Raw genomic sequence first — 12,396 nt, 5'->3', positions numbered from 1 at the left:
GGGTTTGAGCGATGGTTGCGTGATGGTCGCGTCAGGCCGAAGCGCCCGCCGTGGTCGAAAACTGGGCGATGGTGGTGTCGTAAGCGCGCTTTGCCATCTGATCGAGCGGCAGCTTGCGGAACGGCTCCGAAATCAGTTCGACGCCGTAGTACGGCAGGTCGCAACCGGCTTGCTCGAGCGCCTCGACAAACGCGCGGCAGTCGGCGGCCCCTTCACCGCACAGCTTGCGGTTGAAGGTCGAGTCGTCCAGCAGCGTCCCTTGAATCTGCGCGGCGACATCGTCCAGCTCCACGCCCTTGATGAAGCGCGCCGGAATTTGGGCGACCTCGCCATAGGGGCTGCCGAAACGGGCAACGTGCCAGTGATCGACCATCAACCCGCCATTAGGCTGATTGGCGCCTTCAGCGATCTTCAATGCATCGCCAATATTTCGGATGACTGAGAAAGGCATGAACTCGATCGCGACAGTCGCACCGACCGTCGCCACGTCTTCGCACAACTTCGCGAACGCTTCCGTCATGCGCGGAAAATTGGCCGGGGTTTCGTCGAAAGGATTGGCACCGACTTTCAGGTTACGCATGCCTAGCTCGGCGCCCAGTTCGATGACACGGCGACGGAAATGGTCCGACTTGACACGCGCTTCGCCATCGAGATACCAGTCCATCAGGATTTCAAGCTCGAAGTACTTCATGCCTGTATCGTCGAGAATCTTCCTCGCGCCCGAGATCCCGTTTTGCTCGACGCTGTACTCGAGGTCGTCGAGGATGAGACCCATGCCGCGCCAACCCGCGCGCGACGCAGCTTCCGCGCGATCGCGCAGCGGGTACGGACTGACTTCCGTCGGGGCGCCGGGGTAGACATCGCCAGCCAGCGTCCAGTAGGCGGCCAGCAGCTCTTTGGTTTTCGTGCTCATTTCCAGTGTCCAGTCACTCAGGTAGTTGAGGTGTTCATCGGCGCGCCTCGATGCGTGCCGCGCGGTCGTGAACAGGCATTACGCAATAACGTGTGCGGGCTTCGTGGCAGGTGCGAGAGCGAAGTCCCACGTCACCGACCAGAACGGGGCTTCGAGCCCAACCCGCTGTGCGGTTTCCCGGTCTTCGACCTTCCTGAAATCGGCGATGAGTTCGCTCTTGACGCCGAACACCGCGTCTTCAGGGAGATACGGGCAATCCGGCGTGAAGATGTGGGTGATGACAGGCTCGTAGCCGGGCGCGGTCACGATGAAATGCAGATGGGCTGCCCGGTTCGGGTGGCGTCCCATCGCGCCGAGGAGCTTGCCGACGGGGCCATCGGAAGGAATCGGATAGTGGCGCGGCTTGACCGACTTGAACGAGTAGCCGCCGTCGTGATCCGAAGTGAACACGCCGCGCAGATTCGAGTCGGGCTGGATGCCCTTTTGCTGGACATCGTAGAAGCCGTCGTCGTTCGTCTGCCAGACTTCGAGCTTCGCATCCGCAATCGGCTTGCCGGCAAGATCGGTCACACGCCCGGCAACGACGAGCGGCTCGCCCTTGCCGTCGAGGCAGATGTTCGCGCCATTCTCGTACTCCGGTGCGTTCGCCACATAGAACGGGCCGAGAATCGTATTCGGCGTCGCGCCGGTCGGGCGGCGATGGTTGATGGCATCGACCAGCATCGAAACGCCGAGAATATCGGACAGCAGAATGTACTCCTGCCGCCACGCATTGCATATCTGGCCGGTCTCGGTGAGAAAGCGAACCGCGGCGAACCATTCTTCGTGCGTCGGTTCGATTTCCTTCACCGCGGCGTGAAGATGCTTGACCAGCACGGACATGACTTGCTCGAGACGAGGATCGATGCCCTGCCCCATACGTCCGTTCACGATATCCGCAGACTGTGCCTCGTCGAAGTACGCAGAACGGGAGTGCGAAACGGTGGCTGTTGCCTCTTGCATGGAATGTCTCCTTCAGTGTTTCTCTACTGCTTTGAAGGAAGTCTATCTTCGCTATTGGCGGCAAAACAGAGCTGAAAAGGGAATCTCTTTCGCGTCTCGCGGGAAACTGCGTTGCTACGCACGAGCCGACGAGGAGCCATGGTTACTCTGTCCATAGCCGCTCGAATTCGTTCTTCCTGAAGCGCTCTGCAAGCGCCTCAATGAACAGCCGAACCTTCACGGGCATGTGCGAACGCGTCTGGAAAGCGATGTTCATCGTGAGACGAGGCAGATCCCAGTCGTCGAGAACCGGCAGGAGGCGGCCCGCTTTGATGTCGTCGTAAATGATGTATTTGGGCTGGACGAGTATGCCCATGCCGTCGAGCGCGGCAACCCTCAATATCTGGCCGTCATTGGATTCAAGCAACGGTTTCACTTTCACGCAGACGCACTCGCCGTCGCGTTGAAACGCGAGGTCGCGGGGATTGTCGGCGAGGCCGTAGTTCAGCACCTTGTGCTTGCCGAGTTCGGCAGGAAAGCGCGGCGAGCCGTTCGCTGCAAGGTAATCGGGCGCGGCGGCGAGAACCCGACGTGTCGCAGCGAGGCGACGCACCGTGATGTTGCTATCGGGCTCGAGAACCTTGGTTCGAATCGCGACGTCGATGCCGTTTTCGATAATGTCGTAGTAGCGATTCGCCGCGACCACGTCGACCGTGATGTCCGGATAACGCGCCGTGAATTCCGGCAGCATCGGTGCGATATGCAGCATGCAAAACGACAGCGACGCCGTCACCCTCAACAGGCCGCTCGGGCGAGCCGTCGCGTCCTTGACGACCAGTTCGGCTTCGCCAAGGTCCGCAAGGATCGATTTGCAGCGTCGATGAAACTCGGCGCCCGCTTCCGTGAGGAAGAGGTTGCGCGTCGTCCGTCGCACGAGTTGCACGCCGAGGCGAGCCTCGAGCGAAATGAGATACCGGCTCGCGGCAGATATCGACAGCTCGACCGCCTCCGCCGCCCGGCTGATACTGCCGGTCTCGGCGACCTCGACGAACAACTGGACTTCCTTAAACTGGTCCATCTTCCCACACCATCCAGGAGGCTCGAGTGTTCAGCGCGGTTTCATGCGCGCGAACTCCGGTTGCCGGACGGCTGCCTCGCGTGCGCCATTCGTGACCAAAGGATAGGGCAAGCAAGCTATCCGTGATGCAGCAAAAAACCATCAGAAATCCATCAAAATCAGGGATAACCCGAGCGAAAAAATCGGGGGTTATAGAGGCCAGTTGGCGCTATCCTATGCAACGGTCGGCCAGTATCTGCTTCATTCGTAGCGAGATTTTCTGGCCAGGCCGACGATCGATGCCACGACGCACGCCTTGCCCATTCGCGGAGCGCTAACCGCGACGGCGCAGTGGAATCCGCGCTATCAAAGTGCGCTGACGATGCATCGCAATATCCGGAAGGCATCGAAAAAACATCATTCATGAGACATCTGTCGTGACCCACCGATTTCTCATCAAGGAAATAGCCCTGCAGGCCGGCGTCGGCGTCGCCACCGTTGACCGCGTCGTCAACAATCGCGGCAGCGTCCGCGAGCAAACAAAAAAGCGTGTAGAACAAGCCATCAAGGAACTCGAGAAACAGGAACTCTATTCGCTCCCCGCCGGACGAAAACTGATCGTCGACGTGGTCGTCGAAGCCCCCAACCGTTTCGCCGATGAAATCAAGGAAGCGCTGGAGGCAGAGATACCGACGCTGCATCCCGCGATTTTCCGTCCGCGCTTTCTTATGCAGGAGACGATGACCACGGCCGAGGTCGTGGAGGCGCTTCGTTCCATTGCTCATCGAGGTAGCCACGGCGTTTTCCTGAAGGCACGCGATGTACCGGAAATCTCGGACACCATTGCCGACCTCAAACGATCCGGTATTCCTGTCGTCACGACGTTCACCGATATTCCTCTTTCCGGCCGCATTGCATACGCTGGCCTCGATAATCGGGTCGCCGGCGCCACCGCCGCCTACCTTCTCGTCCAATGGCTTGGCACCCGGTCCGGTAACGTATTGATCACCATGAGCGACGAGCGCTTCAGAGGCGAAGAGGAACGCGAAATCAGCTTTCGCCGTGCGCTGCGAATCCATCATCCCAAACTGTCGTTGATCGATGCCAGCGGTGGCCACGGCCTCGACGCGCCAACGGAAAATCTGGTCAAGGCTGCACTTAAGGGGCAATCCGACGTTGTGGCGGTCTACTCGATGGGCGGCGGAAATCGTGCCATTCTGCGGGCTCTCGAGGCGCTAGGGATTGCACCGAAGTGCTTTATCGGTCACGACATCGACCGGGATAACGTCGAGTTGCTGCGCGAAGGCAAGATCCAGGCAATTCTGCATCACGAACTCCGGCAAGACATGCGCTCCGCTTGCCAGCACATCATGCACTTCCACAAAATGTTGCCGGCAACGGCAGTCTCGCAGTCGTCGTCGGTCGTCGTTGTCACGCCCGAAAATATCCCTGCCCACATCGCAGCGCGATTCCGACGATAGACGATGAGTCCGCCCGCTAGAACTGGGTGGCGAGGCCGGCAATCACGCCGAACTGACTCTTCCCATAGTTCGGATTGGTGGTCGATGCGGCGCTGCTCACTGGGTCGAAGTTGGTATTGGCGCCATAGAGGCCGCCATTGAGTCCCAGGTTCGACGTCGAGCTGTTGCGCACGTAGCCGAGTTCGGTATAGAGCAGCGTGCGTTTCGACAGCGAGTAATTGGCACCCAGCGTGAACAGCGTAGCGTTGCCATTTCCATGGTTGGCGTTTGCGTGGTACACCGCTCCCGAAATCGCCAGCGCCGGCGTGCTGTTCCAGATTGCACCAATCCATTCGTGGTTGACGGCGGTCGGCAATGACGTCCCGGCCGGAAGTGCCGTCGGCGTGGCCGTGCCGAAATAGCCTTCGTTCGATGCATCGGGCGCACTGAGATGCTGGTAGCCGATATACGCCACGACTGGGCCGAACGCGTACGTCGCGCCGGTAAGTATCGAGCGCGAGGTCAGGTACACGTTGCTGAACTGCCCGTTGGGATCGCGGACTTCGTCGTACGTTGCCTGCCAGAACAACCCACCTCGCTGGTACGAAAGCTTGATCGCATCCGAACGGCCCTGCGCACTGCCCAGGCCCGTCGACGTTCCCAGTTGGCCCGGCGCGCTACCGGGGTTGCCTTCATTCCACTTCGGCGAATTGGTCAGGTCGTACTGGCCTTGAAGAATGAAACCCGCAAGCTTCGGCGACAGATACTCGACGCCGTTGGCCGCCTGAGAAAAAATCCGCCCGCGAACCAGCGTGCCGATCGAATACTTCTTGGTCTGCTGCGGGTCGACGTCGCCTGAGTACTGGCTCAGTTCGGCCGAGCCCATGTTGCCGAGCTTCACCTGCCCCCATGTGTCGTTCTGCATACCCACTGTCGCCTGTCCCTCGAAGAAGCTACCGTTCGCAAAGCTGCCGTTTTGCGTATTCAGACGCGACTCCAGCTGGAAGATCGCCCTCGTCCCGCCGCCAAGATCCTCGGCCCCCTTCAGCCCGAAGCGCGACTGTGCCCACCCCCCGCTCTGCGCACCGAATTTGTTCCCGTTCGGCAGGCCGGTCTCGTACACGAGTCCATTGTCGACAATCCCGTACAGCGTCACACTGCTTTGCGCGCTTGCCGATACCGCTGCCGTAGCCGCCGCCATCCCCAACAATGCTTTTTTCATCTCGTCTCCTTAGTTTTCCTGAATTAATTTCAGTGATTTACAGCATCGATGGACCGGATGCCAAACCCTTACGCGGACAATGAAAATACGACGCGATGCGTCCGAGGTCGGTGGCTTGGCCGCATCCGAAATCAATTTTTGGCAGAGTTTAGATTCGACGCGCGCTGTGAGACAGAGCCAGAAGAGAAATCTATTTCCCGGAAATCGGGAAAATGCGGGATAGCGAGATCAGGCGCACAGGGCGAGTCAGGATTGCGAGGCGTAGATGGCCGCCATAAAGATAATCCTTCTTATCACTAGCTACTTATTTCTACGCTAAACTTCGTTACATGAAAACGCGTCACGCCCCCCTTCCAGCCCCCGCTTCCGCCGAACCGGCCGGGTTCCCCGACGCCGACGAACTCGCCATGCTGCGCGCGTGGTATGCAGGCCTCGCCGTGCGGCCCGCCGTCGAGCGTTATCTCCCCTCGGCGCTCGGCGACGGGAAGTCGGCGCGTGGCGTGCTCGGGCGCATCCGGCGCAGGCTCGTCGCCCTCGCGCGCGCGGCGCATCGCGACGATCTGGTGGCGTTGTTCGAGCACCCGGTGGAGGAACGCGAGCGGCACGCCAAGGCCGTCGCGCAGGCAATCGACAGCCTGCGCACCGCCCGCCCTCCCGAACCCCAGATCGCCGACGACATCGCACAGTGGTTTGCGCCGCGTGCCGTGCGGGTGCTGTACGCGCACGGCGTCACCACGCTCGCCGACCTGACCGTGCGTATCCCGCGCCGCCGCCAGTGGTGGAAAGCGGTGCCGGGCCTCGGGATGGCGAGCGCCCGCGCGATCGAGGCGTTCTTTGCGGCCTGGCCGGCACTCACGGAAAAGGCGCGAGCGCTCATCGCCGCGAGCCAGCGCGGCGACATCGCACCGTGGGAGTCCCTGAAGCTGCCGCACGAAGTCGACGGCTCCGAGGGCACGTTCCGTGCGCCGCGCGCGACCTGCACGCTGGACGCGTCGAACGACTATGAAGCCATCCAGACCTGGCTCGCTCTGCACGAATCGCCCGCCACCCAGCGTACCTACCGGAAGGAAGCCGAACGCCTGATCCTCTGGGCGATCGTCGAGCGTGGCCGCGCGCTCTCGTCGCTCTCGACCGAGGACGCCATTGCCTACCGCGCGTTCCTGCGCCATCCCTCCCCGCGCGGCCGTTGGGTCGGCCCCGTGCGGGCGCGCACCTCGCCGGACTGGCGGCCGTTCAACGGCAGCCTCGCGGCGCGCTCGGTCGCGCATGCGTTGTCGATCCTCGGCGCGCTGTTCCGTTGGCTCATCGAGCAGCGCTACGTGCTCGCCAATCCGTTTTCCGGCGTGAAAGTGCGCGGCGCGAGCGGCGCGCAGGCGCTCGACACCTCGCACGCGTTCAGCGAAGGGGAATGGGCGCTCGTGCGCACGATCGCCGACGGACTGGAGTGGTCGTACGGCTGGTCAGCGCCAGCGGCCCAACGGCTGCGCTTCCTGCTGGATTTCGGCTATGCGACCGGCCTGCGCGCGAGCGAACTGGTCGGGGCCACGCTCGGGCACGTCGAGACGGACGCACGCGGCGATCATTGGCTGCGCGTGACGGGCAAGGGAAAGAAGCTCGCGCGCGTCGCCTTGCCGCCGCTCGCGTGGGAGGCGCTCGCGCACTATCTGGCCGAACGCGACTTGCCTGTCGTGTCCGTGCGCTGGAATCCGGCGACTCCGGTCATCGGCAGTCTCGAGGCCGACAGCGACGCCGCGATCAGCAGCGTGCGTTTGTGGGGGGTGCTGCGGCGCTTCTTCCTGCTGGCCGCCAAAGCCATCGAGGCCGATCACGCGCCGCTTGCGGAAAAGCTGCGCCGCGCGAGTCCGCACTGGATGCGCCACACACACGCCACGCACGCGCTCGGGCGCGGCGCGGAGCTGACCACGGTGCGCGACAACTTGCGGCACGCTTCTGTTTCGACCACCTCGATCTATCTGCACAGCGACGAGGTCAAGCGCGCGCGGCAGATCGCGGATGCGTTTGGCAAAGCGAAATGAATCCACGTTCAGCAGGAGCAAGCGACCTGGCAGCCGCTTATTGGGCCGGCGTCGTCGGGTCTTCTTGCGCGAGCCGGGTCAAGACGTCAGCAAGTGCGCGAATCCTGGTTTGTGCGGCGCGTTGCGAGGGATAGACGAGGAAATAGCCCAGGCCATTTCGCGCAACCTCGCTGAACGGCATGACGAGTGCCCCCGTCTCGAGGCGCTCCTGCGCCATCCGAGGGTCGCCGATTGCGACGCCGTGCCCCTGCTCCGCTGCGGTGAGCGTTAATTCGAGGGTATCAAGGACGAGTCCGTCATTGGTGTCGATCCCGGTCGCGCCAACATGATCGAGCCAGCATCGCCACTCTCCGTGACCGCGTCCCGGATGGAGCAATCTGACCCGCGCAAGATCCGCTACGGATTTCAGCGATGCGGCCAGTTCGCTCGTGCACATCGGCGTCAGGCGCTCCTGAAACAACGGTAGCGCGTCCATGCCCGCCCAATGTCCGGCTCCCCGCACGACCATGGCGTCGACATCGGGCGTAGTGAAGTCCGGCGTATCGTCTGCCGATGTATAGATGCGCAATTCTGTCCGGGGCAGCGCGAGATTGATCGCGGACAGTCGCGGCAGCAACCAGCGAATCGCAAACGTGGACGGCAGCCGCAGGGTGAGAACCGCCGCGGATCGAGAGAGAACGTCTGCGTGTCGAGCCAGTTGCGTAAGCAGGTTGATCGCCACTGTCAGCAGAGCGTTTCCCTCGGCTGTCAGCGTCAGCCCTGACGCATGGCGCACGAACAGCGCACACCGATAGTGGTCTTCCAGTTGCTGGACCTGCCGGCTTACTGCTCCCTGCGTTCGACATAGATGGTTAGCGGCCTTGCTGATGCTGCCAAGTTCTGCCGCGGCGACGAATGCCTGGTATGCAGCCAGTGGCGGTAACGCGCACGTAAGTTCAGCCAGGGGATATGCACGATCCGCATACCCGGGTTGCGAATTATTCGATTGTTCGGTCATCGCTGCGTCGCTATCGTGGCTGCGTCAGACCCGCGTTCCTTCGTGCGGGCAGACCTGTCAACATACGCTCGGAGAAAGAATGTGGGTTCATCACTGGAAGCACTATACACGCGGCAGATTCGCACCTACCTGAGCGAACTGGAGCGCGGCGACGTCGCTGCAATCTGTGCGTTGTTCACGCCGGACGCCCAGATATTTTCGCCCTTTCTCGGCTGGATGCACCCCGCGCCTTTCTTTGCAAAGGTGAATGCCGCGTCGGGAGCAAGCCGGATCAGCCCCATTGACATCTGCGTCAGCACAACGGGAGCGCGACGTGCGACCGGTTATTTCGTCTACGACTGGGGGCTGAAAGACGGCTCCGCGGTGAAATTCGAGTGTGTCGATGTATTCGAATTCGACGAAAGCGGCCGCATCGAGAAGATGACCATCGTCTACGACACGCATCCCATTCGCAACACGGTAGGCGACAAATACGCGTAGGCCGGCCGTCGAGTCAGCGTCGCTGGTAAACAACGCCCTGCGGTGAAAAGCGATCCGGTTCGGGTTCCTCGTCGAAGCGTCGATGCGCTTCAGCAATGGCCGACTCGTTGTTGTTCGCCCAGTTGACCAGCGCCACCACCGGCTCCAGCAACGTGCGCCCCATTTCGGTCAGTGCGTAATCGACACGCGGCGGAATCGTCGCATACATCGTGCGGGTCACCAGCCCGTCGCGTTCAAGCCCGCGTAACGTCAGCGTCAGCATACGTTGCGAGATGCCGTCGATTTTCCGCTTCAGTTCATTGAAGCGCCGCGGCTCGCTGGCCAGCGTGGCGATGATGTAGAGGCTCCATTTGTCGCCGATCCGATCGAGGAGTTCACGGGTGGCCTTACAGCCACCGGCGTCGGGTTCGGGCATCTCCCTGGGGAGATCAGTGTGACTCAGTGACATGCATGTGCCTTCTTGTGGAGCCAGGACAGGAACAATACCATCCTGCGTATGGTTAGGTAATCAACAACCAGATCGTTACCTAGTTCCTGTTATATACCATGGAGCCAACATGAGCCACATCCTGCTGCTCACTTCGAGCCCTCGCGGTGCCGACAGCCTGTCGACGAGAATCGCCAGTGAGTTCGCCCAAAGACTCCGCGAGCAGCGCCCAGGCAGCACACTGAGCACTCGCGATCTCTATGCCGATCCGCTGGCCCATATCGACGAATCCTACGTCGTCGGTCGCACGCTTGCGCCAGATGCACGGAGTCCGGCGCAGGCAGAGGCAGTCGGCGTAGCAGAAGCCCTTATTGGCGAGCTGGCCGCCGCCGACACCGTCGTGATCGGCTCGGGCATGATCAATTTCGGACCGCCCACGCAACTCAAAGCATGGTTCGATTACGTGACCTGGCCTGGCGTGACCTTCAAGTACGACAGCAGCGGCGTAGCAGGCCTGCTGACGGGTAAGAAGGTCTATTTGTTCACTGCAGCCGGTGGCGTTTTCTCGGATGGTCCCTACGCGCCGCTGGACTACCAGTCAGGCTACCTGAAGCACCTTCTGGGCTTCATCGGGCTGACCGACGTCGAGCATCTACGCGTGGAAGGCGTCGCTTATGGACCGGAAGCGGCGAAAACGGCCATCGCCAACGCCGAGACGGCAGTGCAATCGCTGCTGACAGAGGCTGTTTGATTCCGTTGCGACACAAAGACGATCGCGCTCTTCTGGCGCCCACCTATGTCGCCCGCAGGGCGGCCCGGAAGTTCCGGGCCGCCCTCCCTTCAAGCCAGGGCCGACACGCGCCCGATGCCGGCTTCAGTGCGTCGGCGTGAACGAAACGCCGCGCAATACTTCTGCAAATCCTGCGCTACGCACCGTGACGAATTGTTCCCGAGTGCCTGGAGCGGTCGTGTTCTTCAGCAAATCGCGGATCGCCACCAGCTTGTTCGGATCCGCGCCCTGGTCGCCGCTTCCGCTGACTGTCGACGTGATCGCCCACAACATCACGGTACCGTCACCCTCGACCTGGCCCGTCAGGTTGCGCAGGCCGTCGGTTGCCGGCGCCCACGGCAGACTGGTTGCCTGGTTCGCCCCGGTCGGATAGCCGTTCACCGTGTACGATTTGCCGAGGTCCAAGCCGTTCTGCAACGTGTACGCCAGCGTCCAGGTCTGCGTCGTCGCGTTGTACACCCACTTCTGCAAGCCGGCGAGCTGCTGTGCGGCTGCATGCGTGTACAGATCGGAGCCGCCCGCGTAGCCGTCGCCTTCGTCTGCTACATACAGCGTATTCGCATCAGCGAACCACAGGCCGAAGGGGAAGTGCGTCGGATTCGTCGTCTTGTTCGACGTCGTCGGGAAGCCGCGAAGCACGCACATGTTGCTCGGCAGGCCATTGGCCTGCAGCGTGGCGGCGTTATACGTGAGCGGTTGGGTCGGCAGTTTCGCATTCGGCGCCGGCACGCCCACGCCGTTCGGGCATGCGGTACCCGTCGTATCGAGGAAGTACACGGTGTTGACGCCGTTGCCGCCGCTGCCCTTCGTGTAGTACAGCACGTTGTTGTAGATCGTCAGGCCGCGGAAGTTGTCGTCCTTGCCGATCTTGTCGGCCTTGTCACCGAGTTCGGTAACGGAAAAGCTGCCGATGGGCGTCGGCGTGCCCGGCGTTTGCTGCGCTTCGTGCTGGCTCGATCCGTCCATCACCTGCGCGCCGGCGCCGAGCACGATGCCGTTGGGCTGCGGGTTCCCGCCGTTGCCTGCGTTGCCGGCCGTGTAGATGATGTTCTGGCCGTTGCTGTCGTTGAGGATCGCGGCACGGCCATTATTCCCGCTGTACGCGTTGGTTTCCGTGAACTTGAACTGGCCGTTTTCATCGACACGCGCCACGGCCCGATAGACGTTCTCGCCGACCGGGTTGGTCGGATCGATCGCACCCGGCGTGTTCGAGTTGGACACATCGATCGCGTTGACCGGGGCGACGTAGCCCATGAACGTCAGGTACTTGCCGTCCGTCGACAGGTTCAGCGCCATTTCCGATTTCGACGAGAAGCTCGTCACCATCTGGTCGCCACCCTGGCCCGGATTCATGCTGTTCGGTACCTCGAGCGTGTTGACGAGTCGGCCGTCCGGCGTGATCTGGTCAAGGAAGGCTCGTGCAGTGAGGCCGAAGCTCGAGTCATAGATCGCGTTGTTGAACACATACGGAAAGGTACCGTCGTTCGTCGCGCCGGTTGCTGCCGCGCAGCCGCCTTGCGTGCTCGAGCAATTCGGCGGCAGCACGGTGCCGGGTTGCACGTTGCTCGACAGATTGTCGTAAACACCGCGGCTGACAACCAGGTTGCCGGGCTGGAACTGGCTTGCATGGGCCGCTTGTGTAGCCACGCCGGCGGCGATCAGGGTGAGGGCAATCGCGGGCCGCAGGAAAATTATTTGCATGTACAGACTCCCAATATTATGAAGAAATCGGTTTAGGCAGTATGACTTTCCGTGAGGTGCTGGCTGGCCCGCCGTGAAAAATCAGACGCGGGTTAACATTGCTGCCAGAGCCGCATGGTGTGCACGAGGGCGACACCCGGCGATTTCCACCACGGAGGCCAGCATGGGACACGATAGCACGGTGTATGTCGGTTTGGATGTCCACGTGCGACCTGAAAGTCGCTTGAGTTTCTGTTTCACTGGAGAAGGTATGACCTGATGAAACCGGTTGTTCCATCAACCGTTCCCTACCCGGACATGCCGAGCCGGTAACAGCTCGGTGTGAAGCTCTG

At 61.6% G+C, this 12,396-nt stretch carries 11 protein-coding genes; 4 read left to right on the top strand and 7 right to left on the bottom strand.

Annotation, left to right across the window (positions count from 1 at the left end):
• Positions 1 to 31: 31 nt before the first annotated feature.
• The 3 genes from AB4Y42_RS31315 to AB4Y42_RS31305 all read right to left on the bottom strand — a co-directional run bounded on the left by AB4Y42_RS31315 (position 32) and on the right by AB4Y42_RS31305 (position 2,972).
• Positions 32 to 913 carry a sugar phosphate isomerase/epimerase family protein gene (locus AB4Y42_RS31315; protein ID WP_368696332.1) on the bottom strand — a complete coding sequence of 294 codons (882 nt, stop codon included), beginning with the start codon at positions 911 to 913 and terminating at the stop codon, positions 32 to 34.
• A 78-nt stretch (positions 914 to 991) separates the two neighbouring features.
• On the bottom strand, positions 992 to 1,915 hold the full coding sequence (locus AB4Y42_RS31310; RefSeq protein WP_368696331.1) for an intradiol ring-cleavage dioxygenase: 924 nt from the start codon (positions 1,913 to 1,915) through the stop codon (positions 992 to 994).
• 142 nt (positions 1,916 to 2,057) lie between these two features.
• The gene (locus AB4Y42_RS31305) at positions 2,058 to 2,972 is read right to left on the bottom strand and encodes a LysR family transcriptional regulator (RefSeq protein ID WP_368686907.1); all 915 of its coding nucleotides are present in this window, start codon (positions 2,970 to 2,972) and stop codon (positions 2,058 to 2,060) included.
• 416 nt (positions 2,973 to 3,388) lie between these two features.
• Between AB4Y42_RS31305 and AB4Y42_RS31300 the strand changes: the two genes are divergently transcribed.
• Positions 3,389 to 4,432: a LacI family DNA-binding transcriptional regulator gene (locus AB4Y42_RS31300; protein WP_368696330.1), complete on the top strand. Its 1,044-nt coding sequence runs from the start codon at positions 3,389 to 3,391 to the stop codon at positions 4,430 to 4,432.
• Positions 4,433 to 4,448: 16 nt separating this feature from the next.
• On the opposite strand, the gene AB4Y42_RS31295 is transcribed toward AB4Y42_RS31300, so the two are convergent.
• Positions 4,449 to 5,633, bottom strand: a complete 1,185-nt coding sequence (locus AB4Y42_RS31295; RefSeq protein ID WP_368696329.1) for a porin — start codon at positions 5,631 to 5,633, stop codon at positions 4,449 to 4,451.
• 329 nt (positions 5,634 to 5,962) lie between these two features.
• Between AB4Y42_RS31295 and AB4Y42_RS31290 the strand changes: the two genes are divergently transcribed.
• Complete coding sequence (locus AB4Y42_RS31290) at positions 5,963 to 7,669, top strand: phage integrase family protein (protein WP_368696328.1); 1,707 nt, start codon at positions 5,963 to 5,965, stop codon at positions 7,667 to 7,669.
• 37 nt (positions 7,670 to 7,706) lie between these two features.
• Here AB4Y42_RS31290 and AB4Y42_RS31285 read toward each other — a convergent pair whose 3' ends face one another.
• Entirely contained in the window at positions 7,707 to 8,666 is a 960-nt protein-coding gene (locus tag AB4Y42_RS31285; protein WP_368696327.1) for a LysR substrate-binding domain-containing protein, read from the bottom strand.
• 81 nt (positions 8,667 to 8,747) lie between these two features.
• On the opposite strand from AB4Y42_RS31285, the gene AB4Y42_RS31280 reads away from it, so the two are divergent.
• Positions 8,748 to 9,146: a nuclear transport factor 2 family protein gene (locus tag AB4Y42_RS31280; RefSeq protein ID WP_368687113.1), complete on the top strand. Its 399-nt coding sequence runs from the start codon at positions 8,748 to 8,750 to the stop codon at positions 9,144 to 9,146.
• Positions 9,147 to 9,159: 13 nt separating this feature from the next.
• On the opposite strand, the gene AB4Y42_RS31275 is transcribed toward AB4Y42_RS31280, so the two are convergent.
• Positions 9,160 to 9,594 (bottom strand): winged helix-turn-helix transcriptional regulator, encoded by a 435-nt coding sequence (locus AB4Y42_RS31275; protein WP_368686912.1) that lies wholly within the window; start codon positions 9,592 to 9,594, stop codon positions 9,160 to 9,162.
• A gap of 109 nt (positions 9,595 to 9,703) precedes the next feature.
• On the opposite strand from AB4Y42_RS31275, the gene AB4Y42_RS31270 reads away from it, so the two are divergent.
• Positions 9,704 to 10,324 (top strand): FMN-dependent NADH-azoreductase, encoded by a 621-nt coding sequence (locus AB4Y42_RS31270; protein ID WP_368696326.1) that lies wholly within the window; start codon positions 9,704 to 9,706, stop codon positions 10,322 to 10,324.
• A 123-nt stretch (positions 10,325 to 10,447) separates the two neighbouring features.
• Here the strand turns inward: AB4Y42_RS31270 and AB4Y42_RS31265 are convergent, their stop codons facing one another.
• Positions 10,448 to 12,064: a hypothetical protein gene (locus tag AB4Y42_RS31265; protein WP_368696325.1), complete on the bottom strand. Its 1,617-nt coding sequence runs from the start codon at positions 12,062 to 12,064 to the stop codon at positions 10,448 to 10,450.
• Between the last annotated feature and the right edge of the window lie 332 nt (positions 12,065 to 12,396).

It is taken from the genome of Paraburkholderia sp. EG286B (genome assembly GCF_040965655.1).
Lineage (GTDB): Bacteria > Pseudomonadota > Gammaproteobacteria > Burkholderiales > Burkholderiaceae > Paraburkholderia.
The sequence above is the reverse complement of the archived record's forward strand: the minus strand, read 5'-3'. Positions and strand labels throughout refer to the sequence as shown.